This is a genomic window from Niallia oryzisoli (assembly GCF_036670025.1).
Classification (GTDB): Bacteria; Bacillota; Bacilli; order Bacillales; family Cytobacillaceae; genus Bacillus_BD; species Bacillus_BD oryzisoli.
Genome location: NZ_CP137640.1, coordinates 3,011,994 through 3,037,929, shown reverse-complemented (window position 1 = coordinate 3,037,929; position 25,936 = coordinate 3,011,994). Strand labels below are relative to the sequence as shown.

The window sequence follows — 25,936 nt, the reverse complement described above, 5'->3', positions numbered from 1 at the left end:
TAAAATGCTATTGTATGGAAGGGAATGAAAACCTTAAAAGGAGGCGAATTGTATGCACAATAAAATTCCCTATTCTCGAAGGCAGGTGTTCAGAGAGGAATTACAGCAATTAAAGGAAAACCATTACATTAATGAAGCAGACTTTCAAAAAATCAATCAAGCCTACGTTTTGTATGTACAAGAGCTGGACGAACAACAAAGCATATTAGAGGAAGCTGCACGTAAGAAACAAACGCTCACCAAAGAAAAAGCGAAACCAATGAAAACAAAAACTGCTCCAACACCGGAACAAATAAGAGAAAGAAATATTTCTTGGGCACTGATCCTTGGGGTCATTCTTCTTTTTATTGGCGGATTAGTATTTGGAACAAGTAACTGGAGCACGATGAATAATTTGTTTAAGGTCATACTCGTTTCAATGGTATCCGGCGTATTTTTTGCCAGCAGTTATGTTGCGGATAAATACCTGCATATTCACAAAACGGCTTTTGCCTTTATGACATTGGGCAGTTTATTTCTTCCAATCTCCATCATCTCAATCGGTTTTTTTGCATTGCTGGGAAGCTGGCTCTCCTTCTATGGCGGGGGAAAATATTTATTAGGTTTTATGGGAAGCATAATCTGCTTATCGATGTACGCCTATCTAGCTTCTAAATATAAACACAGGTTATTTGTTTGGTTTTCCTACCTTACAGCGACCATCGGGGTTGGCTTTTTATTGGGAATGACCTATTTACCGCGTGATTTTTTCTACTTCGGAATAATGCTCTATAATGCGCTGCTATTATTCGGCTTTCATAAGTGGAAAAATAATCAAAGGTTCACCTTATTTATCAAAGAATTGCCTGTTTACGCGCAATTAAATTTAATTGTTAGTACATTACTTTTATTATTTTTCTATGAAAATGAAACTTTTTACAGCTTTAATCTCTTAATTACGGCAGCACTTTATATTTCGATGGTTTACGTAAATAAAACGAAGTACTATCACTATATTTTCACCCTTCTCTTTGTCTATGGAATGTACCAATTAATTGAAAATTCCTTCCTGCAGCATATTAATTATATCGGCGTTGCTCTGATTGGAATTCTTTATTTGATGGTGCAAAAATATACAAATAAAGAGAATGAGCTAAAAATGATTTTTCAAATCACAAGCGCGATTATCTCCTTTTGTGCCTTTGTTTTTATCAGCATTCAGGGGCTGTTGTTACGCTCGGATGAAGATTCGATTGTGCTATTTGCAGCCTATATCATAATCGCGTTCAATTACATCTATTTGTCAAATATCACGAAAACTCTTATTTTCCGCTATTTTGCACCTATTTTTCTTATTTCAGCCGGGCTGCAAAGCTATTTCATTCTGTTTAAAGGGGTCGAAGAAAGCTACGTTGATTTATATTTGTTTAGTATTGCCGCACTGATGTTTTTCGGTTTTTACGTAAAAAACAGCATTACATATTTAATCCCCGTTAAGACTAGCAGCTTTATCGTCTCAATCGCAACGATGATCCTCATGATTCTTACTGCTGTCGGAAGCGAAGATTTGTGGCATGCGTCTATTCTCTTTTTCGCATTCGGACTTATTGCACTGTTGACCTTTAAATACCCAATCAACGAGAAATGGCAGAAAGTATCTACTTGGGTATACTCGGTCAGCTGGGGATGCTCATGGATCTGTCTTTTTGATACGCTGGATCGGGAAATTCCTTTTTACCGTTACCAAGTGGAAATCATGGGTCATTTAGCGATTGGCGGACTGCTTTTATTTACAATAAGCTATGTTTGGAAATCGAGAATCCAGCAGGCATTAGATTTGAGCACGTTTTATACAGCCGTAACGCTTTATACATTTGGGATGCTTTCAACTCTGTTAGAAGGCTATGAACATCCTTTTCTGACATCATCCATATATGCTGTTGGAATCGCAATCTATGTTTTACTTGTATACAAAGTAAAGCACCTAGGGTTGTGGACATTAGTCAGTGTTACATCAATTGCTTTTTTAGCATCCCTGGCCCATGTATTTGGGCTTGAAAATCATAACACATTAGCTGTTATGCACTTTTTGCTCATTCCAATCATTCTGTTAGGAGTCTATGAAATCGTTGGTAGAAAGGTTAAAGAATTAAGGCCGTATTACTTCTGGACGGCACATGCCTTTTTAGTACCGGTCCTGCTTGTTGCGATCTTTTATATTTTCTTTGCCGAATTACAGCCATCCATCCTGCTGCTTGGATTAGTACCATATATTTTTAGTACATTAAGTCGAGTAAATGAATGGGAAAAAAGATTATTCTTATATTTAGGATTTACTGTCCTTCCATTTATCATTTATATCACGATCAGCTTTTATCATTGGGACATTCTATTCTATGGCGAGCATTTATTTTTAATCGTTACCGGGATCATTTCCATATTATGGCTGATCGGAAACGAAGCATGGAAAAAACGGATGGATTGGTACCTGATTCCACAATCATGCTTAGGATTAGTCATTTTTATTCCGTTTACAGAAGAGTTGAACTTTGCCAATCTAGTTTTAGTAGCTTTATATACTGTTTTCACTTTATATTTACTGCATCGAAGAAAATGGAAGCTATTTACGATCATACCATTATTGCTAGCTACCATTTACATTTCCGTTACTCTCACTTTTCTTGAAAAATGGATGCAATTTGGCCTTGTCTTAGCAGTCTTTTTGGCACTCCATCTATTTGGTCGTTATGGCTTTAAACTGTTAGTTTCGTTTAAACCGCTGCAGATTGACTGGTACACCTTAATTGCTAGTATCTATGTATTGATGTTGTTTATCATTATTCCTGGCACCGATCCATTATGGGTAAAACTCTTACCTTCTCTATTGGTTGTTTATTATTTTTATAGCATGATCAATCGGTTTGAAGCGTTAATAGTAAAAATGATTGTAAAAACGATCACGGCTATTTCCATATTGTTACCGTACTATGTTACGCTAGCAGAATTTGAAATTAACCAATACATTGAAACGGAGCTGTATACACTGCCATTTATCCTGTTAACCATCTATTTAAGCAGGAATACGTGGAAAGATTATAAAAAGGTCATGAGGATCATTCAATTAGTTGTGCTTCTGATTGTTACGATCACTCTAGTAACTGATGCCTTGTACAGCAATACGATATATGATGCTCTGATTATCGGGGTACTATCTTTAGCTTCTATAATAAGCGGTATGCAATTCCGTATTAAAGCCTATTTCTTTACTGGTATCAGCGTATTATTGCTAAATGTCCTATTGCAAACAAGACCATTTTGGGGCAACTTCCCATGGTGGGGCTACCTGATCATCGCCGGTCTAACCCTGATTGGTTTTGCGAGCTCTTACGAATGGCAAAAGCAAAGAAAAGACAACAGTAAAAAGTCATTTTTCCAAAGAAAAAAAGAACAAATCATGCAAAAATTTAAGGATTGGGATTAAGAATTAAATGTCGGGAACCCCTTCTCACTTGTAAACCCAGAACTATCAATAAAACTTGAAAAACGCACAAAAAAGATCAACCAGAAAGGAAATCTGGTTGATCTTTTACTTTTCTAAGAAGGAATATCTCAATGGCTTACCAACCATCTGTCTCTTATTATATAGAAGAAATATTACTATAAGATATTAGCCACTTTAATTAACATAACAATTTCTTATCATATTCGTATAATTCTGTAAAAACAGAGGCAATATTTTACAGAAATATCATTTTCTTTACTTTAAGATAGTTATCGGATTAAGGTGCAGAAGGCTTAGGTCAGGTTCTCTTGCTTCTCCACCTTCTTTTTACAGAGTATTTAAGAAGAAAAGGATATTACAAATTTTAGGTAATGTCCTTCTCTTCTATACTTTTCATAATTTTTAAAAGAAAGTCTGGTGCAGTTTACCCATTTTGTGCAACTGTTACTGTCTCTTTAAGAAGGCTTCTATTTTGTTGTGGTTCCAAAACAATGCTTTTAGTAAAACATATCTCTTCGCACAAAGAACAGTTTACACATTTAGAAGGCTGAAGCGTGATGGATTGACAATTATTCACCGTTTCCATTTTCAAAGCATCTGTTGGACATAGAATGGTACAAGCACCACAAAAGCTGCAATAGGATGAAATCGCTGGAAGCCTGATATCCTCTTGCCTTTGTAAATCTTCATTTACCTGCAATTCAGCTAGCAAGAGTACCCGTTTATTCATATAAGGATAAACAGACTCATTGGTCATCTTTTCAAAAATTTGGTTGGATACTTCCTCCCACTCTCTTTTTATTTTTGAAAGAGAATTAACTTGTAATTTTTCTTGATAGGATTGAACCTCGGGACTCCCTAATAGTTCTCTAAAGGCAAGTTTATTCGTTGCTTTGATTTCAGTAAAAAAGTTTGAGAGGAAGGCGCGCCGATCTTTATCATACTGTTCCTTTTTCATTGAATGCTTAATCGCGGATGAAATCTCTATCGAAGAACCCGCTATCTTTTCGGCAGCATGAAGCTCTTGCTTCCAAACCCTTTCACCTGTTGTGATTTCACAGCTCGAACAACCTGTATCAGAATGATAGATTGTAAGATTTTTGCACTTATTAAGCACGGTAACCCACGCTTCTCTTGGAATCATCCCTAAACATTGCACCGATATACTTGTCACATTTCGATCTGAAACCGGCATTTTTTCACAATGTAAATACACTTTTTCCTGTTGTTCACATTGATGAACAAGTTCAGAAATGACTTGTTTAAGCGGAGGACGGGTAAATAACAGGGCATTGGTCGGACACACAGTTGAACATAGACCGCACTCCAGACAATTTTCATCCATTTGAATTTGCTTTTTTGTAAAAGTAATACTCTTTGTTGGACAGTATTTGACACAGCTCTGACATGTGCTTTTCGGTGAAATCAAATGTGTACATAGATTGGGTTCCACACTTATTGACGTCATTTTTTTATCCAATACATTTACCCATTTAAATAAATCCATCTTGACCCACCCCCCATAAACTAGTACTTACAAATGAATTGCTGTTTCATAGAATAGAAATCTACCTAAAAATTCACTGACTAATAAAACAGAAAATGCCGCAGAATAAATTTTTACAGAACGCCATTTACTAGTTCTATAGGATAAACCTAATAAAAGAAAGGCTGTCACAAACGTTACAATCCGAATCCAAAACAAGATATGTTTAAACGTTAATTTAGCTGTTTCAACGGCCTCAGGCAGACCGGCAAACAAGGATGAAAAATAAACAACCATCACCACTGCAGTTACAATTAGTGCCGAAATCGAAATCCCTGAAATATTCACTCCTAATTCGTTTCTTATGGCTAAAATGGCAGCCACATATAGAGGTCCTAATAAGAGCGATGTTAAAAAGAAGGCGAAAAGAGTATTGACTCCATTCCATGCCGGAATGGATGGGATCATATAAATTTTAGCAGATGAGAAGATGGCGATAACGCCAATAATCGCAGTAATCCAGCCAATTAGACCCCGTTTTGATCCATCATCCTTATACCAAAACCATGTATAAAATAGAATCAATCCAATGAATGCGCCATAGAACGTTACCTCACGACTTAACCAGGAAACACCGAAATTTAGAATCGCGCGATAAGCATGGAACGGTTGACCTAAATGAAGCATTGATACGAGAAGGGATATGCCACCCAGTATGAGAAACGATATTGAAATCAATAACCCTGTTTTTTGTGAGATACCACCATATTTTCGATCCAACCACCAAAGTGTCACAAATCCGCCTAGAATGAGCTGTGATAAAATGGTAAAGATCACGAGTGGAAGATCATGCATTATTAAGCCCTCCTAATCTGTTTGCCTGGTTTTGGCAAAATAAATTGTGTCGTTGGGTGAGTAATGGACTGATCGGCAAAGGTCGGCACCACGCTCACCGTGCCTATAGGCTGAACTTCATTATAATCAACGATTTCAATTGCCTCCATTGGACACTTCGAAACACAAATGGGGGATTCCCCGACGTCCAGACGTTCGTAACACATGCTGCACTTATCCATTTTTTTCTTAACTGGATTGTATTGGGGAACCCCAAATGGACATGCCTTTCTACACATTTGACAACCAATGCAAAGCTCCTGATTATGAACAACAATTCCATCTTCTTCACGCTTCGTATAGGCTCCAACCGGACAAGCCTTTTTACAGGTAGGCTCATCACAATGGTTACAGGCTGTTGATAAAAAAGCACGGACTAGAGAGCCTACTAAATCTTCCGGCAGTTCCCGAACGGTTCTCCGTCTCATCTGGGGTTCGAGCTGATAAAAGCTTTTACAAGAGATTTCGCAGGCATGGCAGCCGACACAACGATCAATATTCACTAAAAAACCTAGTTTTTTCGCCATGATATCCCCTCCTTCTTACGCTTTCTCGATTTTGACAAAATTATCATGGAAGGCGATTCCCCGCTGACCTGACTGGAAATCACCCATATCTGAAGGGATTGCCTTCACATTAAAGTTTTCTGTATAATTAACATCTTTCCACCAGCCCTCATACATCACGACTGTATCCGTTGGGATGGTCTTCGTCAATTTGGCTGGCAGTGTTAAATAGCCTGCTTCATTTTTGACATGAACAAGATCATTATCTTGAATATAGTATTTTTTCGCTAAAGCAGGATGTATTTCAACAAATGGATGATCTTGAATGGCCATTAACCAATCCGTATGTTGAAATTGACTATGAATGCCTAATTTCCAGTGTGGAGAGATGGCACGAATCGGATATTCTGCGGGTGCTTTGTACTCCTCTACAAACACCGGAAGTGGATGGTGACCATATTCCACAGCCTTTTCTGAATAAAATTCATATTTGCCGGATGGCGTTCTGAAGTTAAGGTCTTCCCAGGCAACGGTGACCTTTTCATTCGCCTTCACGGTCCCTCCATTTTTTCGTAATTCGTCCCAACTTTTGACTCCAAATAACTCCCTAATATCATCGTTAATTTCTTTTTCAACCCATTCTACTAGATTTCCTGAGACAGGGAATGTACAGGAACCTGGCTGCAGCTCATTTAATTTCTTGGAAAGTCCCATGGCAATTTCTAAATCACTCTTCGCTTCATATAAAGGTTTGATCGCTTGTTCATTCACATTCATCCAATAATGCCAGTAGCTTACGTTGATGCCTACTGTCTCAAATGGTGTCGTGACAGGTAGAACAATATCCGAATATTCCACTGTTTGATTCATATACAAATCAGCTGTGACGACCAAATCCATTTGATCAAATGCCTTTTTGACAACATTTGGCTCAGGATCTTGCGCCATCGGATTACGGCAGGCAATCCACATCATCTTGATCGGAGGATCATTCGCGTCAAGGACTTGCGCACCAAAGTTGTTCATATTCACATAACGATCCGCTTCACCAACGGTTCCTTCTGGCACGCCAAAGCTCATCGTATGGTAATTAAAGCCCCATGTTTCTTCCCCGATATAATTCACTCCGCCTCCCCTTTTACCAATATTGCCGGTCATCGCAGCAAGCGCATCGATCGCACGAACCATAGAACCTCCATTCGTATGACGCTGCATTCCAAACCCGATCCAAATATTAGCAGGCTTTGCCGTTGCATATTCACGGGCAATCCGTTCGATTACGGGCTGCGGTACACCTGTTTTTTCGGATGCCCATTCAAGCGTGATGTTCTTTTTCACATAGGAGACAAATTCATTAAATCCAACGGAATGGTTATTGACCCATGCTGCATCAAATAACTGGTGGTCCATGATAGAACGAATCATGCCAAGGGCAAGAGCCCCATCTGTACTTGGTTTAATTTGAATAAATTCATCTGCCTTAGAAGCGGTTTGCGTTATTAATGGGTCAATCACCACGAGCTTCGTCCCTTTTTCCTTTGCTTGCTCAATAAAATACATAGAGTGAGCTGACGTCCAAGCAGGATTCGCTCCCCACAAAATGATATATTCGGCGTCCATAAATTGCTCAGGATCATTGTTATAAGCTGCTCCCATATCAAAAGCTTGTGCATCCGATCCGGCTGGATCACAAGGTGTTCCTTGTGCTCGTGTTGTATAGCCGATACTAGAAAGCATTCCTTCTGTTGCATAGTTTAAAATATTAAAGTTACCAGAATACTTATTTAGACAGATTGGCAGCGTGTTTCCGTACTCTTTTTTGATCTCAAGAATTTTCTTGGCAATGATTGTATAAGCCTCATCCCAGCTTATTCTTTCCCAATCACCAGAACCGCGTCCCTTTTGCCGCATCGGATATTTAATTCGATCAGGAGAATAGACAACCCTTGGATAGGTATTTCCTTTTACACATAGTCGTCCTTTTGTATACGTGTTGTTTTCATTTCCTGTGATAAACGTGATTCTTCCATCCTCGACTGTTGTGACAATGGAACAGGTGTCATAGCAATTACGAGGACAGGCATTATAAAACTGCTGTATTCTACTACTTTCTGCCGCTTGGGCTGTTGGAACCAATCCTTTCGCAGCTTTACTGCCGATTGCCCCCAGTCCTAATAATGTACTTAATGCTGCAGAACCCTTTAAAAAAGTTCGGCGAGAAAAGTTTTCAGTTAACATCTTGATCCCCACCTTCTATCCTCTTTTGTTCAAGTTGTAAAAATTCTTTCAATAAACCAGCCATACTGTTTGTGATGGGATGCTGGCTGTTTTGTACAATCCGTTCACAATGTTTAAATACCCATTGCAAGAGATGCTTTTCCAAAAACATTTTGTATATTTGCCGGTTATCCTGCATCGTTGGATCACTTAATACATGTAGAACAAACTCCAATTCAAATTGGATGTGGTCATCCGGAAACTGTCCTTCTTGCGCCACCTGTAGCCCCGCATAATGATAAAAGTTCCGGACGTTCAAGGTTTCCCTCTGCAAAACGGTTCCTTCATAGTTCCGATAACTGGATTCAAATGGAGAAGCTAATAATTGATTAGGGCCGACAAATAAGCGATTATACTCATATTGAAAGGTTTGAATCGCGGTCACATCCGCATTCCCTAGCAACTTTAAGGCTTTATCTATTTCGTCGTTCAACGCCAAAATATGAGAATCCTTTAATAGCTGGGCCAATTGTTTCCACTGTATGGATGTCAGTTGATGTAAATCTCCCCGATAGTAATGCCAAAACAACTGATAATATAATAATTGTTCATCTTGTTCCATCACCGTTTCTTGTATGGCAGTCATATTATTCAACCTCGTTTTTAGACTGAATTTCCTTCTGAAGTGTCTCAAATTCTACTTTTTCTTCTTCCGTTAACTTCATTTCTCTCTTCATCTCAGGATGCGGATCACCGACATATTCTTCATTTGGCATAGTCTGAATCTTATCTTTTATACTTTCTTCTGCTTGCTGCTCACAGCCTAACAGTGAAACGGCCAATATGATGTTCATAAAAAGGAAAAGAAAAGTTTTCATATCTTTATGGCTCCCTTCTGTTTCTACAAACAGAATATCATGTTAAAAAGTGAGCAAGTGTATAAGTGTATACAAACTTTATGGTTCGACGGTGTAGAAAACGCAAATCCGTTCCCCTGGTCAAATAATGTTCACAGATTCACAATATTTTAGACAAAACTTTGTTCACAAAACTTCCTTTGCAAAATCTTTCATTTATGTATATTCGTGCAGACGCAGTCTAAATGAAAAAAAGAATGGATGATATTCTACAGGCTTGTTCAAACTTTCGTTACAAACCTATGAAACAACATCCATTCCATTGATTATGATCGTCTTTCTATATTTACATGTAAGTTATTGAGTGCATTCCCTTTCCCCCCTGTCACAAAATGTCCCATGTCAGAAGGTGTAAAAGTAATGAGTTTATTGATGACGGGATGGTTCGGATATATAAATAGTGTTTGGTGATGTACATCATTTGAATATTTTGCTCGAATGATGACTGACCCATTTTCATTAAAAACCTTCACCATTGTATCACGGAGAATCCCCTTTTCCTTTGCAAGCAATGGATGTAAATACACACAGGGCTCTTGGTTAATTTCTTTAAAGGAGTTTAGATTTTGAAATTGTGAATTGATGCGGAACGGCTCATGATTTAATAATAGTGTATATGGATAATGGGAATGGTCAATAGGATCCTCCATCATATCCAACCCAAACGGTGACAATAGATTCTCTTTTGCTTGCGTAGAATAAAGCTCAATTTTTCCTGACGGTGTTTGGAAATGCAAATCCTTCCAAGCCGTTTTAGGGACATCTACTCTTCTTGGCCCATTTAATAATTCGCGCCAGTTTTTAATATGAAGCTGTTCATAGAATTCTTCCGAAAATTCTCTTTCAATAAATTCTTCATCTGTTAAATCAGTGGGAAATGCACTAAAACCATCCTGATACTCGTTTAATTTTTGTGATAGTAGTTGTGCAATCTCTAAATCACTTTTGCTTCCATAGTAAGGTTCAATAGCAGGTTGATTGATACTGACCCAATGATGCCAATAGCTGGCCACGATTTCCCATTCTTCAAATAGCATCTTTGCAGGCAGCACAATATCAGAGACTTGGACCGTTTCTGTAATAAAATGTTCAACAGTCACTATCAATTCCATCGACTCAAGCGCCCTTTTCAGCTCCTCGGTATTTGAGCTTTGAGTCAGTAAATTTCTGCAAGTGATCCAAAGAAATTTAACAGGCGGATCTTGTTGATTTTGAACATCTACAGCAAAATCATTGATATCAATCGGCCTTATCGTTTTTTGATCTCCTTCATTATTTTGACGATATTTCAAAATTTGAAATGTAAATTTCTCTGTCGCCCGCTGTCCAAATTGAACACCGCTCCCCTTTTTTCCAATATTTCCAGTCATGGCAGCTAAAGCATTGATGGCCCGAATATTTTGTCCGCCTTTCTTATTTCTCTGCATACCAAAACCAATCCAAATCGTAACCGGTTTATGATGACATAATCTCTCTGCAATAAATTGAATCGCTTCTATCCTTTGTCCGCATTCTTTTAATGCATCTTCCATGGATAGCAGTTGAATATGCTCTTTTAGCTCGATCCAGCCTACTGTATGATTCTCGATAAATTCAACATCATATAATTCATGCTCTACGATAAATTTGGCAATCGCTACTGCAAGAGCTCCATCACTTCCAGGCTTCACTTGGATAAAAGCATCTGATTTTTTCGCCGTTTCCGTATAAATAGGATCAATAGTGATCACTTTCGCCCCTTTTTTTTGCGCTTCATAGATATAGTTCATGGAATGAATCGACGTCCAAACCGGATTCACTCCCCAAAGAATAATCGTTTCGGCATCAAGGATATCTTCCATATCGGAGGTTTGATATCCGCCATAATCGTAATATAAAGCTTCCATTCCAGATGCCCAGCAGGGATTCCCTACAGCTCTTGAGGTCTTTCCTAAACCATTGAAAAACCCCTCTATCGCGTGATGTAGTACGCCCATATTACCTGAGTATTTATTTAAAGCTAATGAAAGATGGGAACCATATCGTTCATACAGTTCAATCATTTTATCGGTAATGATTTCTATCGCTTCTGACCAGGAAATTCGCTGCCAATTGCTGCTTCCCCGCGGATACTGTCTCATCGGATATTTAAGTCGATCAGGATGATAAACTTGATTGATATAATTATATCCTTTTGCGCATAGCAACCCTTTCGTATAACCATGTTTCGGATCACCTGTCACCTTTTCTAAATGACCATTTTTGGAATAACCGAGAATGCTGCAGGAACTATAACAATTCCGCGGACAGACATGTCTGGTCGTACGATTTGTGTTGTCCATTAATACATTCTCTCCTTTGTTAACGCAAAGTGTTTAAAATTTGTTACATTTTTTACAATAACAATATTAAATATTTTATATAATGATTATATATAATAAATGGGATTCTCTATGGAAGAATAATTGGCGAAAAGGTGACGATTTTATGAAACAATTAGGTTTTTTAGTTCATATTGAAAAGTGTTTGGGCTGTCGTTCCTGTGAGTTTGCTTGTAAAAATGAACACGGGCAGAAGGATACCTTTCGACGAAAAATTCACAGTGTTGATGTTGATTCCATGAGGACCGAGCAACGTTTTCACCATTTTTCCATGTCATGTAACCACTGTGCTAATCCGGCTTGTATGGCTAATTGTCCTGAAATGGCAATAAAGAAAAAGGCAAATGGGGTCGTAATGATTGATCATGTAAAATGTACAGGCTGCACCCTTTGTGTAGCCGCCTGCCCTTTTGATGCGATTTCCATCAATGTATTGACAAGGAAAGCAGATAAATGTGATATGTGCTATGATCGACAAATCCAAGGTGATTTAAGCGTATGTGTTTCATCGTGTCCTGTTAACGCAATTGAAATTATGGATCTGCATGATCCCATGAATGCTTATTACGATCAAGCGGTTTATGGATTTGAAATGAAAAAAATGACCAATCCATCGATACGATTCAATACGAACCATGAATCTCCCAAACAGCGTTTCTGGGCTGCCCCCTATTCGGATAATAAGGAGAATAGTTAACATGCTAACGTTTCAAGAACTGATCTGTGCCTCCCCTTTTTACCATGTCGAAATCATTGGCGGATGGAAAGGAAAAGAGAATAGTTTTTCAATCGTCGAGGATGACACGGCATGTCTAGACAAACCCGTATTATTTATCATTCCGAGTAATGCAGAGAAGATATCAATGCTTGATGAATATGTTACGATCCAAAGCGTCAAGGGCATCCTTATCTATGGAAAAACAGAACCATATATTCCTCGCAAAACGCTTGAATTTATTGAAACCTTAAATAAACCCGTTTTATTTTTAAAAGATGACATCAATCCTTTTAGCTTGAAAAAGACGGCTGCAGATTTGGCCCAGCTTAAAACAATGGGGTTATACCATTATGTATATGAACACTCTACAAATTATTGGCTGTCATTGCTCCAAGAACAAGGACTGGAAGGATTTTTACAGCGGATTTCTTTATTTATCGGGCAAGAAATTTTTCTGTTGAATGAACATTTTTATCTTCATCCGATATATGAGGAATCTGGAATAAGAGGACAATTTAAACATTTAGCATCTCTTTTTTATCAGCAGTCAGCAGGAAATAGTAAGAATGAGATTTTTACGATGATAAAAGATGGACAACATCATTACTTTCTTATCCCTGTAATATCCGGGAATCATCATTTTGGATTTATCCTTTTTCAAGAACAACCTAGTATGATGATTGACGTTTATATAGAGCAAGTCATACATACCATACCTGCACTTCTTTCTTATTATAAGAATGAAGAATCTGTATTAAAAGCTCATCAATCCTATAAAGAAAATTTTCTCTATAATCTGCTTTATAATAATCTAGAATCGGAGCAGCAGCTTATTAAACAAGGAAAACAATGGGGCTGGGACTTTACAATGCCAACTGAATTAATGGTGCTGCGCATAAATCAAAAAAACAAAATGGCAAAAACAAGCATCGATACCGCATCGGTTATGAGGAAAATTCGTTCACTTATTTCGTCTCAATTTTTACAGGTGATTACTTTCCTGCTTCAAGGAGATATCATTATCATCGTTTTTGATTCCGAGAACCTGCTGCCTAAGCATCGTAAAGAATTATCGTTATCGTTAGCACAGCAACTTTTTAATAAATTGGAACAGGGTTTATCTGATTTAGAATGTCAAATTGGTATTGGCCGTCATTACGCTTCTAATTTGGAGTTATTTCGCAGCTTTTATGAGGCAAAGCTGGCACTAGAATTAGGAAAATATGAGATAAGACATAAGGCCGTGCGCCATTTTGAAGATATTGGAATCGCAAGACTGCTTTCAAATATCCATCAACATAAACTTCATGAATATTATACAGAAGTATTAAAGGATATTTTGGTAGATAAGGAAAACAGTACGATTTATCTTGACACATTACATGCCTTTTTTCAAAATAATGCAGATATTAACCAAACAGCTGAACAGTTATATATCCATCCAAATACCCTGAGAAAACGGATAAAAAAAATAGAATCCATTCTTAACATCGACTTTAATCAACTAGATGACCTACTTGAAATCTATGTCACCTTAAAAATAATGAAAATGATCAAGTGAAACGAACATAATCGCACTTGCACAAAAAAAGGATCAACCAGAAAGGGAGTCTGGTTGATCTTCTTATAAAAGAAATATCTCAATGGCTTACCAACCATCTGTCTATTATTATAGAGAAGAAATATTACTGTAAGATAATAGTGACTTTTAATTAACATAACAATTTCGTATCACATTCATACAATTCTGTAAAAATAGAGGCAAGTTTTTACAAAAATAGAATTTTCATAATTAAAAGTGAACATGGGGACGGTTCTCTTACTTCCTTTTGATGGAAGCAAGAGAACCGTCCCCATGATTTTTTTAGCGAAATACGGTTGAAGGAACATCAAATGTAAACCATAAGAATAGAATAAAGACAATGGCAAATAACCATGCGATTAATGGTTTTCGAAAATGTATGTATAAGCAGGTAAACATAAGTGCATTAAAAATGATTGACCATTTCAAATTCCAGCCATTGTAGTATTTATGAGGTTAAAAGATAAATCTATTAGTTCATTAACTGTATAAAGTAAGACCCAAAAACCTATATATAAGATTTGTTTTATTATGTTATGTTCTGGAAACTTTGATAAATAAATTAATGCCGTTGCTGGATACTTAATGGCAATAATCGATAATAAGATATGACTATTGGTCAAGCCATGATTGCGATCACCTTCAGAAGGATTATATCTCCACATGGGATAATGATCCGACAATAAATAAAGAGAAAATAAAATCTCCTACTATAAAGAAAAGGATCGTTGGATAATACTTCTGCCAATTCTTCCAGTCTCCCCATTTCCATAAAATTAAAAATCAAATAGATGCATAGATTGCATTAGCCATTGCTGTTTCTCCTAATTTTATAATCTAAAATTTTATAATATTTAGATATCTGTTAACTATTATTATATTGCTATTATTTATTTCGTTCTACCTTACTTTTTTCACGTTATTCTTTACGTTTTATGTCAGAGTAAAATTATTTACAGATAACAATTCGGATGAAAAAGAATTTTTCTAAACTAAATGGGTATCACAAATAATATTGATGAAACAGAATATTTTTCTACCGAAAAAGAAAAAACGTTCCCTTAAAAAGAAACGTCTTGATTTTTGCACGATATTTAAATCAATAGAATAGCCTTTTATAAATGTTCATAATGATCATGTTCTTTTATTTTCTAACTGCTTTTGTCCAGTTTTACCCTCAATAAGGACTATCTAATGTCCCAAAGACTATTTTAACCTCTTTTTCCAACTCCTGTATCAGCTTTACTTTACTTCTTCGGGGCGCTATTGCCTTCAAGATATTGGCATAATACCAATGCTGATCACGCTTTCCCCGCTTAAAGCGATTCCATACTTCCTCGCCGATGACCTTAAAATCCTCGCGAATCGTCCTCAAATTATGCAATTTATCTGCAGCCGTAATTTGGACTTCTTCTACTGTTGCATCTTTGAGGCGCTCAATCGTATGCTTTTTTCGCTCTTCCCAAGGCAGACTTTTATCATGCTCTGATGCTGCCCGCACTAGATAGGCTACGCTGTCTCCAAACTGTTCTTTTAATTCCTCGTATGTCGCAGAGGTATCCTCCAACGTATCATGCAGAATTCCTGCAGCAATCACCTCATCTGAGCAATTCTCCTTCTGCAACAGCATTCCGACGGAAAATGGATGTGTTATATATGGAATATCAGACGATTTACGAGTCTGCCCTTCATGAGCTTTTGCAGCAAACATGATCGCTTGGTCGATTAAATTCATTTCCTATAGCCTCCTAAGCAAGTTCTCCTAATAAGTGGATTTATAAATGCAAAATAACCTCAACTAGTTCTAATTATTATTCTTTTTACTCTTCTCTTTCGAAAGTCAGATTCTTTTCTAACTCTAAATCTATATCCTGTTGAAAAAGATTATAAATTAAATTTCTGTAAAAATAAAAAGGTTCTTACCTAAAATTGTGAAAATAGTTGTATAATAGTAACTGTTCTGAAAAAATAATGGACTTTAATAACAGAACGAAAGCACTGCTTAACTTGAACATAGATTGATGACCCACGCCCGCACACTTTTGACTTCAGTCATGAGTTAGGGCGTTTTTTCTTCGAAAAAATAGTTATTTTTAGATTCTACCGAGTTATTACATGACAAACATATGTTCCGTTTGGTAAAATAATACTATCAAATAAACATAAAGAAGGAGGTGTTAGTTGTGGAGAGAAAAAGTGTTGAAGAACGTAACAAAGAGCTTACAAAAGAGGGATTAAAACTTCATCACTATGGTATTAAAGTTCGAGCCATAACAACACCAAAGCAACATGAACTAATTAAGCAATCTGTTGGTTGCGCACGTTTTACTTATAATTTTTACTTAAATGAAAAGCTAGAAGTATATCGTGAAACTAGACAGATATTAGGTAATGGAGAGTTCAAAAAATCCTTTTTAACATTAAAAGATCATCCTGAATTTAAGTGGTTGAAAGTACTAGACAAGTACGCATTAGAATGTGCGATGGAACATGTAGATGATGCCTTTGACCGCTTTTTTAAAGGTCAAAATGGTTATCCAAAGTTTAAATCCAAGCATAGTTCTATACAAAAATACTCAACCAAAGAAACCAATGGAAATATTGAAATTTATGAGAAACAACAAATCAAATTACCTAAATTAGGTTGGGTAAAAGTGAAGTTTTCTAAAAAACAACGCAAGTTATTTAAAGAAAACGGACTGAAAGGAAGAATCAAGGGAGCAACTATTTCTATACATAGTAGCGGTCAAACCAACATTTCAGTAAAAATGGAGGAAATTGTTCCGCTTGAAAATACAATCGATTGGACTGTTGTTTCTTCAGATAAGATTATTGGTTGCGACCTAGGATTAACCCACTTTTTAATTGACTCCAATGGAAATAAACTTGAAAATCCTAAGTTTTTAAAAATTCGATTACATAAGTTAGCAAAATTACAATGACAATTAAAAAATAAGAAGAAAGGTTCATCTAATTATAAAAAATTACAACAAAAGATCGCGAAACTTTATTTAAAAATCACCAATACTCGTAATGACTTTTTACATCAACAATCTAGAAGGCTCGTTAACGAAAACCAAGTTATCGTGTTGGAAGATTTGAATGTAAAAGGTATGATTAAAAACCGAAAACTAGCACGTAGTATTGCTGATGTAAGTTGGTCGACATTTGTTACATTTGTATCTTATAAAGCTGCTTGGAATAATAAAAAAGTCGTTCTTATCAACCGTTTTTTTGTTTCTTCGAAGCAGTGCAAGGATTGCAAAGAAAAAAACACTTTATTATCCCTTTCTGACCGTATTTGGGTATGTCCAAATTGTGGAAAGGAGCATGACCGCGACATAAATGCTGCGAAAAATATAAAAGAAGAAGGTATTCGTGTCTTAAAAGAAGAAAAAGGTGCTTAGTTTTACCCTTTACCGTAGGAATTACGGGGAGTGCCTGTCAGCACCATGTGTGCTGTTTGCCGAGCTTTTGGGCAATGGAGAGAGTGTAAGACGTTTCGAAAGAAATGCAGTTCTCTGTGAAGCAGGAATCTTGTGGCTTGCTTTAAGTCAAACAGTCGGGTCCTTTCGGTCCGTAGGACTGTTAGAAACTCGCGACTTTAGTCGCGGGAGGTTCATACTTTCTATATAGGTGTAAGTAAAAAACTACCTTTAACTATCGGTACTTCCGTGATTTTGTTAGGAATGATTCTATTACTCTTCTCTTACTTATTAACAAAAGAAAAAATCAAAATCGGGACCATCCTCGATACAATATTTACGGGATTATTTATCGATTTCTTCTTATATATTAATTTCATTATTACGACTTATGGTTACTTGCTTTTCGGAATTACACTCATTTCCCTTGGTTCAGCTCTTACCATTTTTTCCAATATTGGTGCAGGTCCCATAGATACCTTTATGCTAAGTATCTGTAAAACATGTAATCATTCCGTGAAAACAGCAACAACAATCATATAAGTAATCGCCTTGGCAGCGGGTTTTTTATTAGGAGGTCCGGTCGGCATAGGAACGCTCTTGTTTTTAGTAGTGATTGGACCATTAATAGAATTATTCTTAGACATTCTATCTAAATTTCAATTGGAATCATCTCCAGCCATTGAAAAGGCAAGTTAATAATAAAAAGATTCGGTCCAGTTCACCCCATTTATTCAAAAAACTCTCTATGGAGAATATCCACAGAGAGTTTTTGTCTTTATATTATAGCCTGTTAGTTTAACCAAACGGAAGAAAAGAACCGTCCCTCTGCATATATTTTTTTCAAACTCTTCTACAGAACAAGGCTTGCCAAAATAGTATCCTTTTATATGGTGGCAGTCTTGCTCAAGTAAGAAGGCTAGCTCTGTTTATGTGTCGACACCTTCTGCATTTTGATATTAATTGTAATATCTAACAAATTAATTTTATTTTCTATAAAAACCCCGGATTCCAGCATAGCACTAAAAAATATAGCAATGTCTTCCTATTTCACTTAATCTAATAATAAGATGTCTATATATTTTCGTTTCGAACTTGATCAAATAGATTTCCCGTATTATTTTGTTCATTTTCTTTCTTATTTTTATGTAAGATTTCTAAAAGCATTTGTTTTGTAACTGGTTTGGCAAGGTCAGATAATTCAAAGCCAAAATCACCATTTGATTCAATGGTTGACATCAGAAACGTGGGCAATCCCTTTCTCCTTTAATCTCATTGCCAATTGTTCTTTTGTCATTCGAAGTTTCTTTAAATTATCTTCAATGATTTTCCCCTCATTGATAACCAGTGTTGCCCTTCCAATCAAGTACCGTTCAACAAATTTAAATTTTAATTGAAGCCTTTGAAAAATGATTAAGAAAAGGACGAAAACAAATAGGGTTGCAATGACTTCCCACAGATTTTTTTCTTTTATGGCATGTCCCATTGTCGTACCAATAGCCAAGATAATTACCGTTTCAAGACTTGTCATTCGCGATACTGATTTTTTTCCAGCCAATCTTATCAGGATTACTCCGGCATTTAATAAAATGACTGACTCGATTATAAAATTAATTTTCATACTTTATCACCTTTTTTAAAGTTACTAATATTATTGGTATGTTTTACAAGATTTATCTATCCTTCCTGTTCTTTTTATAAAAAGCATGAAGTTTTGCTTTTATATAAATAAAGCACGAGAACCGAATCCATTATTTCCACAGCATCCCCGAAGATCCTATTTTTTTTGCTAATAGATTTTCTCCTATTTACACAGGAAAGCTAGAGAGTAAGCGATATTCACGAGAAATTGACGATAGAAAATGATTCTGAAAGTAGAGGACTTAGAGTGTAAATGTTGAATTATTAAGCCATGGGAAAAAGAACCCCTTATATCTTTTCGGAAAGGTAGTGATGAAAGAATGATATTTCTTATTCTGCGTCGTCGAAAGGTTCCTGTTCTAGCCGCCATCAAAAAAGGAGAAGGAACTGTAATACCGGTCCGGAAAGCGGTTACTCCAATGAAGATTCTAACCATGCTGAAAACAATGAAAAAAGAAGTAAGGTCATTCCTGGTGAAGGATTTACTAAGCATCTTTATATCTCAGGAAGGCGGTAAACTGACTGGTTGGATCCGAATACAAATGGAGGAAACGAAGAGAAAAGTTATGTTCATTTCCCCTGCCGCATTACGTTTTATCGGCCCAGGTGATCATTAGAAAAATAATGCAGGAAAGGAGTGATGGATCAAAATCATACCATGGATCATTTATTATAAAAACTAAATAGGAACTTATTCCATTTAAATTAAAGCAGCAGCCGCTTGCTGCATTGAAAAGAAAAGCGCTTCTTGGTACCGGAAGCGCTTTTTGGGTTTTTATTAGTAAACTTGGTCGGGTGAAAGATAGATGAACATAATTAGCCGGAGAATCGCTCATTGATTCTGCAATATTACGATTTTGTTGCTTCTTTTATCGTTTCTTCTTCTACTTCCCTAAATTCAGCATCGATAATATCAGGCATCTCTCTTTTGATTTCCTGGACATCATTATTATAATCCTGCGCTGTGTAGTCTAGGGATTCATAAAGAGTATTACTTAAGCGAACCCCCATTTTTTTCATCGTTGCATAGGTGATTCCTCCAGAAACAGCTCCGCCTAAAATCGGAACGACCTTTGAAATTCCCTTTGCAAACGTGTCCTTGGACAGTTTTATGCCGATTTGAGCAGCAATTTTTCGAATAATGGCAGAGGAAATGGTTCTGGACAATGACCGCTGCGTCATCTTTCTAAATAACTGCTCGGATAATCTGGATGTCAGCAATTTTAAAGCTGCCGCTGACCCGCCAACACCAAACATAACCCCTAGGAATAAGATTAATTCTCCTCTTACGCGTTCCATGTCCAATTCATTTTCTTCCCATATATCTTTATATCCATATAAATAAGCCAGCTCCTGCGCCAATCGTAATACGACTCCGAAGAATTGAAGCGTATCGGCAGGAATGGTTGCTGCCATGGCAAATCCTCCTGGTAAACCAGCAGCGAACGATGCACTTGAGCTTTGAAAGGTTCGCTTTTCAATGAGGGATTTGGCCATTTTATTGATTTTCTCTTGGTTGATCCCTGCTTCAATGGGTCCGTTCTGCAATAACAAACTTAAGATTTCTGTATCCATCTCATCAGAAAATGTTTTTGTTAAAAATTCCTTGCGGTCCACCTTGACCCCCGGTATTTTTAAGGCATTTGATACAATTAGCTCAACAGTGCGAGATGACATCTTCTTTTTTGCCATACTGTTTACCTCCTATATTTTCACGATTGTGGATAAAAAAGTTTCTTTGATTATGTGATCAAACGAAACAGTTTGCCATGTTAGAGTTAGTTAGTTTATGTAATTTTCATCATTATTTTAACATATTAAACAAAACAAGGGAGCGGTTCCCTGTCAGAAAATGGGATACTTCTCCCGTCTGAATGAGAGATGTTAGATTCCCTCTTACCTGATTGAATTATGTGATCCAAAGCATTTCATCCAGAAATTTGACTCTAATGTGTTTATTCTTTTTTGAGTGATTACAAGAAAATGGGAAATATTTGATGCCGAATTATCAGAAAAGTCGTGTAGTTTAGAAGGAATAGTTGCCTACAATAGCAAATATATATAGTATAAACAATTTTAAAAGGGGCTTGAAAACATGTCTATACCACGTTCAACTATGAAAAATTGGGATCCATTTATTATGACTCAGATTCAGGTAAATCAAGCAATTGCAGCATTTTTCGAAAAGAAAGGATGTACTGTAAAATTTGCAAGAAATGGAACTGATGTCGATCTCATTGCCGAATTAAAATCTTGCAGATTTTTAATTGAATCGCGTGGAAATCAAGCAGTCAATCATATGGGAACAGATCGAATATTCGATAGCTCTCAAATCGGTATTCATTTAGCCGAACAACTTGAACAAATTATACGATTTCAACAGCAATTTAATTATTCTAATACTCTCTTTTATATCCTCGGAAATCCGGATGTTCCAAGAATTAGAGAACGAGTTGGAAAAATAAGCAAGGGGCTTGATAAATTAGGTATAGTACAAGCATGGGTACAGCCAGGTGGAAAAGTTATGTTTGAAGGTGAGAAATCAATTCTATTAAATAATTTATTACGATGATTGAAGAAAGTACTGCTTTATGTGAGCAGTACTTTTTTGCGGGGGAATTGTAACGGTAACGAGGAAATAATTGCTTGCAGTTAACTACCATCATTCATGCCTGTTACAATAAAAGACTGATACAACGGGAACGAATCTACCCTATTCGTGCCCGGTTCAAGGAAATGACTGTCACAACGGAACGAATCCACCCTTTTTATTACTCCCTCCTCCTCTTCCTATGAAAAGTTTTTAATATACCCATTCTTTCTCCATTACAAACGTCACTACCGAACCTTCTAAGAAAAGAATATAATAGAGACTCTTTATGGTTTCATGAATATGCTACAGATACAATGAAATCTGAATAGAAAACACTATTTTTCCGTATTCTACAAATACTGGAAAAAGGAGGTCGTTTGTAATGGCAAATACACATGTCTTCTCAAAGGAAGAAGAACTATCAAATTCAATCACCCATGGAATAGGTGTGATTCTTAGCATTGCCGCACTGGTCATATTAATCGTGTTTGCCTCCCTTTATGGCAATGCCTGGCATGTTGTCAGCTTTACGGTTTTTGGAATAACCATGCTTCTCCTCTATACCTCATCAACGCTCTTGCATGCACTGCGTCCTGGACGGGCAAAGGACTTTTTCGAAATTATGGATCACACTTCTATTTATTTCTTTATTGCCGGAACCTATACGCCGTTTTTATTTCTTGCTGTGGATGGCTGGGTTGGCTGGACATTATTTGGCGTCGTGTGGGGACTGGCTATTGGCGGGACAGTCTTTAAATCCTTTTATGTAAAAAAATTCCTTTTCACCTCTACCCTGCTTTATGTGGTTATGGGATGGTTAATCGTATTTGTATGGAACGATTTAGCTGCAAATCTTCATCCAACCGGTTTAATCTTATTAATCATCGGCGGATTATGCTACACCATTGGAGCTGTTTTTTATATGTGGAAGTTATTTAAACACCACCACGCTGTTTGGCACCTCTTTGTTCTTGGAGGAACAGTCTGCCATTTCTTTGCCGTTCTTTATTTACTGCCTTAATTGAAAAAGAAGCAGGTACCCTCTATCATGGATGGTACCTGCTTCTTTTTTTATTGCATGCCTACATGATGTTTGTTAATTGGATTAGAAGAGTACAAACCAATTGGATGAATACAAAATCGTTTGTCAGAATTATCATAATAAAATAGTGGATTTTACTATAATCGATAAGTTAAATTTAACCGTTTGGTTTGAGAACTCGGAGGAATAATCAAGTCATGAAGGAACAGCATTTTCGAAAAAACATGAAAGATTTACGACACAATCTAAATGTAAATACGATAAGCGCAGGGTTAGTCGCAGCGATATTTGGCTGTACCGGTCCAGCGTTAATTATCATCAACGGTGGAACAAACGGCGGGTTGACATATGTGGAAACGATTAGCTGGCTGTTTGCCGTTGATTTCTTTGGCGGATTACTTGGGATTTTTCTGTCACTAAAGTACCGGCAGCCGATTGCAGGTGCCGGTACGATCGCAGGAGCCATCTTAGTTTCTGGTGCATTAACACATTATTCGCTTAATGAAGCGATTGGGGCGTATCTAGCCGCGCATATTCTTGTCATCCTGCTTGGATTGTCAGGCTTAATTGATAAAGTGATGAAATGGATCCCGGTGCCCATTGTGATGGGAATGATTGTTGGGGTCATGATCCGTTTCGCAACGGACATGATTACATCTGTTACGGTTGCACCGATCTTGGCAGGGTCGGCTATTTTAGCTTTTTTACTTTCCACTCGTTTTATGCCAAAAGTTCCGCCCGTATTAACTTCATTAATCGTATCTGTGTGGTTGGCAATCTATATAGGTGAATTCAAAATTGGGGATGTTGCTACAGATAAATTAATTCTTCCCCAATTAATGATGCCGGTATTTAGTGTGGATGCCATCTTGTCGATCGGAATTCCGCTTGCCTTGCTCATTATGTGTTCAGAAAATGCTCAAGCAACAGGTGTATTGATGAATCAAGGATACAAGCCTCCTAATACTGCAATGGCTGTTTACGGATCTTTTGTCGGTCTAATTGCATCCTTTTTCGGCGGACATGCAGTGAATATCGCAGGACCGATGACAGCGATTTGCGCCGCAAAAGATGTGGGAGAAAAGAACAGCAGGTATGCAGCGACGTTTGCCAATGGTGTGTTTTTCTCTGCGTTTGGTCTCTTTGCATCCATTGTTGTTCCTTTTGTTGTTGCTATGCCGGTTGTTATTGTAAGTGTCATTGCCGGGCTGGCGATGCTGGGAGTTTTGATCAACGCACTCAAAACGGCTTTTTCAGATCATAAGTTCCAAATGGGTGCCTTTTTTGCCCTTATTATCGGAATGTCAGGTGTGAACTTCTTTCATATCAGTGCTCCTCTCTGGGCTATTGTTGGCAGCCTGCTTGTCTCATTCCTTGTTGAAAAGGATCATTTCTCATCAAGGAAAAAGACTGAAACAAAGCGGGCTTCAAATAATGAAAAAGTGCTTGTCAATGAACGATAGCACAAACCCTAGATTATATGGATTTTAAAGAGTCTGCAGATTTATTCCTAACGGGTATCTTTAAAGGTGAAAACAGTATATCGCAATGCAAATAGGGTAGGAAATCACAGTGATTCTCTCACCCTATTTTTTATTGCAATATCAAAGGTAGTCGGTAATGATTCGGATTCTTTGGTTTTGGCTCTGTTTTAACCGAATGTTGATTTTACTGTGTTTGAAAAATAAACGGTAAAATTCCGTTTAAATTGTGAAATACCTATATTTACCTAAAAATAAAGGAAGTATTTCCGTTTATATTATCCAAATCTTTAAATTTTGTCTTATTTAGAGCGGTTAAGCGGAATATCTCCGCTTCTGCTTCTTAGCCTCTACTATATCCATTAGTCAGAAATTCTCCGCCTATGAATTCTCATACCGCTCGAAAATCTACAATGAATAATAATTCTTTAGGAAATATAAAAAGGTACGAATTACCATGTATTTCGTAAGATATTGAACCTGTTTTCTCAGTTTTTTCACTTCAAAAGAGAACCCGTTAGGTTTATTCCATGCAGACTCTTTTTATTTGAAAAAATCAATATTCAAATAAATCGAGATACTTTCGTAATTATTATGAAACTTTTCTGAATAGTATAACGTAGTAGCTTATGTTGCAATTGCCAGGAAAGTGAGGAGAAAAGATGACCATTTTAGAAGTACGGAATCTAAAAAAATCATTTGGATCGGTCCGGGCTGTAGAGGACGTCAGTTTTTCCGTAAAAGCAGGCGAAATCTTCACGATTATTGGTCCAAACGGAGCTGGAAAAACGACCTCTCTTGAAATGATTGAGGGGCTAGTCCCACCTGATGGAGGCGAAATCCGTTTTGGAGAATTAAATTGGGACCAGCATGCAAACAAAATTAAAAAGATGATCGGGGTCCAGCCTCAATCAAGCGCCATGTTTGATCTATTAACACCTGAAGAAAACCTTAACCTGTTTGCAACCTTTTACGACCATGCCCGTTCTACCGAAGAAATCCTGGAATTGATCAACCTGAGTGAACACCGGCGCCAGCATGTGAAAAAACTATCCGGCGGTCAGCGGCAAAGACTTGCGATTGGACTCGCGATGATTAGTGATCCTGACATCATTTTTCTAGATGAACCAACAACCGGTCTTGATCCACAGGCACGCCGTAACATTTGGGATATAATCCTCCAGCTAAAAGAATTAGGCAAAACCACGATTCTAACGACACATTATATGGAAGAAGCTGAGCAATTAAGCGACAGGGTTTGTATTATTGATCAAGGCAAAATTGTCACCATTGATTCCCCTTCTGCCCTTATCGAGCAGCTAACAAAAGAAAGAGCCGTTCGTTTATCTTTCTTAGATGGACCTGAAGCAGCGAAGGAAGTGTACGATTTCACGAAGACCTTTGCTTCGATTGTCCGTAGTGAATTGAATGAATCTTCTTTAACACTTTGGACTGCCCACCCCGAGGATACTTTATATACCTTATTTGGTTTTACAAAGGAAAAGAATTATCAAGTTGAGCAGGTTTCCATTCGTGAGATGAGTTTAGAGGATGTATTTATTGAGTTTACTGGTAAGGAATGGAGGGATTAAC

Annotated in this window: 19 protein-coding genes and 1 pseudogene; 9 read left to right on the top strand and 11 right to left on the bottom strand. The window is 37.1% G+C overall.

Going from position 1 to position 25,936, the window contains the following annotated elements:
* Positions 1-52 precede the first annotated feature (52 nt).
* Positions 53-3,460 (top strand): SCO7613 C-terminal domain-containing membrane protein, encoded by a 3,408-nt coding sequence (locus R4Z09_RS15130; RefSeq protein ID WP_338453079.1) that lies wholly within the window; start codon positions 53-55, stop codon positions 3,458-3,460.
* A gap of 445 nt (positions 3,461-3,905) precedes the next feature.
* On the opposite strand, the gene R4Z09_RS15125 is transcribed toward R4Z09_RS15130, so the two are convergent.
* The 7 genes from R4Z09_RS15125 to R4Z09_RS15095 all read right to left on the bottom strand — a co-directional run bounded on the left by R4Z09_RS15125 (position 3,906) and on the right by R4Z09_RS15095 (position 11,822).
* Complete coding sequence (locus R4Z09_RS15125) at positions 3,906-4,988, bottom strand: 4Fe-4S binding protein (RefSeq protein ID WP_338453078.1); 1,083 nt, start codon at positions 4,986-4,988, stop codon at positions 3,906-3,908.
* A gap of 27 nt (positions 4,989-5,015) precedes the next feature.
* On the bottom strand, positions 5,016-5,822 hold the full coding sequence (locus R4Z09_RS15120; RefSeq protein WP_338453077.1) for a dimethyl sulfoxide reductase anchor subunit family protein: 807 nt from the start codon (positions 5,820-5,822) through the stop codon (positions 5,016-5,018).
* Between the two features lie 2 nt (positions 5,823-5,824).
* On the bottom strand, positions 5,825-6,388 hold the full coding sequence (locus R4Z09_RS15115; RefSeq protein WP_338453076.1) for a 4Fe-4S dicluster domain-containing protein: 564 nt from the start codon (positions 6,386-6,388) through the stop codon (positions 5,825-5,827).
* Positions 6,389-6,403: 15 nt separating this feature from the next.
* Positions 6,404-8,605 (bottom strand): molybdopterin-dependent oxidoreductase, encoded by a 2,202-nt coding sequence (locus R4Z09_RS15110; RefSeq protein WP_338453075.1) that lies wholly within the window; start codon positions 8,603-8,605, stop codon positions 6,404-6,406.
* Positions 8,595-9,230 carry a molecular chaperone TorD family protein gene (locus R4Z09_RS15105; protein ID WP_338453074.1) on the bottom strand — a complete coding sequence of 212 codons (636 nt, stop codon included), beginning with the start codon at positions 9,228-9,230 and terminating at the stop codon, positions 8,595-8,597. The genes R4Z09_RS15110 and R4Z09_RS15105 overlap by 11 nt, the downstream gene beginning before the upstream one ends.
* 1 nt (position 9,231) lies before the next feature.
* Entirely contained in the window at positions 9,232-9,462 is a 231-nt protein-coding gene (locus tag R4Z09_RS15100; RefSeq protein ID WP_338453073.1) for a hypothetical protein, read from the bottom strand.
* A gap of 305 nt (positions 9,463-9,767) precedes the next feature.
* Positions 9,768-11,822 carry a molybdopterin-dependent oxidoreductase gene (locus tag R4Z09_RS15095; protein WP_338453072.1) on the bottom strand — a complete coding sequence of 685 codons (2,055 nt, stop codon included), beginning with the start codon at positions 11,820-11,822 and terminating at the stop codon, positions 9,768-9,770.
* A 145-nt stretch (positions 11,823-11,967) separates the two neighbouring features.
* Between R4Z09_RS15095 and R4Z09_RS15090 the strand changes: the two genes are divergently transcribed.
* Together R4Z09_RS15090 and R4Z09_RS15085 are read left to right on the top strand one after the other, a co-directional pair.
* Entirely contained in the window at positions 11,968-12,558 is a 591-nt protein-coding gene (locus R4Z09_RS15090) for a 4Fe-4S dicluster domain-containing protein (protein WP_338453071.1), read from the top strand.
* Between the two features lies 1 nt (position 12,559).
* Entirely contained in the window at positions 12,560-14,140 is a 1,581-nt protein-coding gene (locus R4Z09_RS15085; protein ID WP_338453070.1) for a PucR family transcriptional regulator, read from the top strand.
* 1,198 nt (positions 14,141-15,338) lie between these two features.
* On the opposite strand, the gene R4Z09_RS15080 is transcribed toward R4Z09_RS15085, so the two are convergent.
* Positions 15,339-15,896, bottom strand: a complete 558-nt coding sequence (locus tag R4Z09_RS15080) for an HD domain-containing protein (RefSeq protein ID WP_338453069.1) — start codon at positions 15,894-15,896, stop codon at positions 15,339-15,341.
* Positions 15,897-16,335: 439 nt separating this feature from the next.
* Between R4Z09_RS15080 and R4Z09_RS15075 the strand changes: the two are divergent.
* A pseudogene (locus R4Z09_RS15075) lies at positions 16,336-17,568 on the top strand (RNA-guided endonuclease TnpB family protein).
* Between the two features lie 1,092 nt (positions 17,569-18,660).
* On the opposite strand, the gene R4Z09_RS15070 reads toward R4Z09_RS15075, so the two are convergent.
* Together R4Z09_RS15070 and R4Z09_RS15065 are read right to left on the bottom strand one after the other, a co-directional pair.
* Positions 18,661-18,840, bottom strand: coding sequence for a hypothetical protein (locus tag R4Z09_RS15070; protein WP_338453068.1), 180 nt, complete (start codon positions 18,838-18,840; stop codon positions 18,661-18,663).
* A complete protein-coding gene (locus R4Z09_RS15065; protein ID WP_338453067.1) occupies positions 18,812-19,207 on the bottom strand; it encodes a DUF421 domain-containing protein in 396 nt (131 codons plus the stop codon). Before R4Z09_RS15065 ends, R4Z09_RS15070 begins: the two co-directional genes overlap by 29 nt.
* 340 nt (positions 19,208-19,547) lie before the next feature.
* Here R4Z09_RS15065 and R4Z09_RS15060 point away from each other — a divergent pair, with 340 nt between their 5' ends.
* Positions 19,548-19,844 carry a hypothetical protein gene (locus tag R4Z09_RS15060; protein WP_338453066.1) on the top strand — a complete coding sequence of 99 codons (297 nt, stop codon included), beginning with the start codon at positions 19,548-19,550 and terminating at the stop codon, positions 19,842-19,844.
* A gap of 232 nt (positions 19,845-20,076) precedes the next feature.
* Here the strand turns inward: R4Z09_RS15060 and R4Z09_RS15055 are convergent, their stop codons facing one another.
* Complete coding sequence (locus R4Z09_RS15055) at positions 20,077-20,919, bottom strand: bacteriochlorophyll 4-vinyl reductase (protein WP_338453065.1); 843 nt, start codon at positions 20,917-20,919, stop codon at positions 20,077-20,079.
* Positions 20,920-21,322: 403 nt separating this feature from the next.
* On the opposite strand from R4Z09_RS15055, the gene R4Z09_RS15050 reads away from it, so the two are divergent.
* From R4Z09_RS15050 to R4Z09_RS15035, 4 genes are all read left to right on the top strand, one after another.
* Positions 21,323-21,799 carry a hypothetical protein gene (locus R4Z09_RS15050; protein ID WP_338453064.1) on the top strand — a complete coding sequence of 159 codons (477 nt, stop codon included), beginning with the start codon at positions 21,323-21,325 and terminating at the stop codon, positions 21,797-21,799.
* Between the two features lie 403 nt (positions 21,800-22,202).
* Positions 22,203-22,841 (top strand): PAQR family membrane homeostasis protein TrhA, encoded by a 639-nt coding sequence (gene trhA, locus R4Z09_RS15045; RefSeq protein ID WP_338453063.1) that lies wholly within the window; start codon positions 22,203-22,205, stop codon positions 22,839-22,841.
* 218 nt (positions 22,842-23,059) lie between these two features.
* Positions 23,060-24,325, top strand: coding sequence for a benzoate/H(+) symporter BenE family transporter (locus tag R4Z09_RS15040; protein ID WP_338453062.1), 1,266 nt, complete (start codon positions 23,060-23,062; stop codon positions 24,323-24,325).
* Positions 24,326-25,005: 680 nt separating this feature from the next.
* Positions 25,006-25,935: an ABC transporter ATP-binding protein gene (locus R4Z09_RS15035; protein WP_338453061.1), complete on the top strand. Its 930-nt coding sequence runs from the start codon at positions 25,006-25,008 to the stop codon at positions 25,933-25,935.
* Position 25,936 lies beyond the last annotated feature (1 nt).

Coding starts and splice junctions, on each gene's coding strand:
- R4Z09_RS15130 (WP_338453079.1), top strand. CDS start 53: ATGCACAATAAAATTCCCTATTCTCGAAGGCAGGTGTTCAGAGAGGAA.
- R4Z09_RS15125 (WP_338453078.1), bottom strand. CDS start 4,988: ATGGATTTATTTAAATGGGTAAATGTATTGGATAAAAAAATGACGTCA.
- R4Z09_RS15120 (WP_338453077.1), bottom strand. CDS start 5,822: ATGCATGATCTTCCACTCGTGATCTTTACCATTTTATCACAGCTCATT.
- R4Z09_RS15115 (WP_338453076.1), bottom strand. CDS start 6,388: ATGGCGAAAAAACTAGGTTTTTTAGTGAATATTGATCGTTGTGTCGGC.
- R4Z09_RS15110 (WP_338453075.1), bottom strand. CDS start 8,605: ATGTTAACTGAAAACTTTTCTCGCCGAACTTTTTTAAAGGGTTCTGCA.
- R4Z09_RS15105 (WP_338453074.1), bottom strand. CDS start 9,230: ATGACTGCCATACAAGAAACGGTGATGGAACAAGATGAACAATTATTA.
- R4Z09_RS15100 (WP_338453073.1), bottom strand. CDS start 9,462: ATGAAAACTTTTCTTTTCCTTTTTATGAACATCATATTGGCCGTTTCA.
- R4Z09_RS15095 (WP_338453072.1), bottom strand. CDS start 11,822: ATGGACAACACAAATCGTACGACCAGACATGTCTGTCCGCGGAATTGT.
- R4Z09_RS15090 (WP_338453071.1), top strand. CDS start 11,968: ATGAAACAATTAGGTTTTTTAGTTCATATTGAAAAGTGTTTGGGCTGT.
- R4Z09_RS15085 (WP_338453070.1), top strand. CDS start 12,560: ATGCTAACGTTTCAAGAACTGATCTGTGCCTCCCCTTTTTACCATGTC.
- R4Z09_RS15080 (WP_338453069.1), bottom strand. CDS start 15,896: ATGAATTTAATCGACCAAGCGATCATGTTTGCTGCAAAAGCTCATGAA.
- R4Z09_RS15065 (WP_338453067.1), bottom strand. CDS start 19,207: ATGAAAATTAATTTTATAATCGAGTCAGTCATTTTATTAAATGCCGGA.
- R4Z09_RS15060 (WP_338453066.1), top strand. CDS start 19,548: ATGATATTTCTTATTCTGCGTCGTCGAAAGGTTCCTGTTCTAGCCGCC.
- R4Z09_RS15055 (WP_338453065.1), bottom strand. CDS start 20,919: ATGGCAAAAAAGAAGATGTCATCTCGCACTGTTGAGCTAATTGTATCA.
- R4Z09_RS15050 (WP_338453064.1), top strand. CDS start 21,323: ATGTCTATACCACGTTCAACTATGAAAAATTGGGATCCATTTATTATG.
- trhA (WP_338453063.1), top strand. CDS start 22,203: ATGGCAAATACACATGTCTTCTCAAAGGAAGAAGAACTATCAAATTCA.
- R4Z09_RS15040 (WP_338453062.1), top strand. CDS start 23,060: ATGAAGGAACAGCATTTTCGAAAAAACATGAAAGATTTACGACACAAT.
- R4Z09_RS15035 (WP_338453061.1), top strand. CDS start 25,006: ATGACCATTTTAGAAGTACGGAATCTAAAAAAATCATTTGGATCGGTC.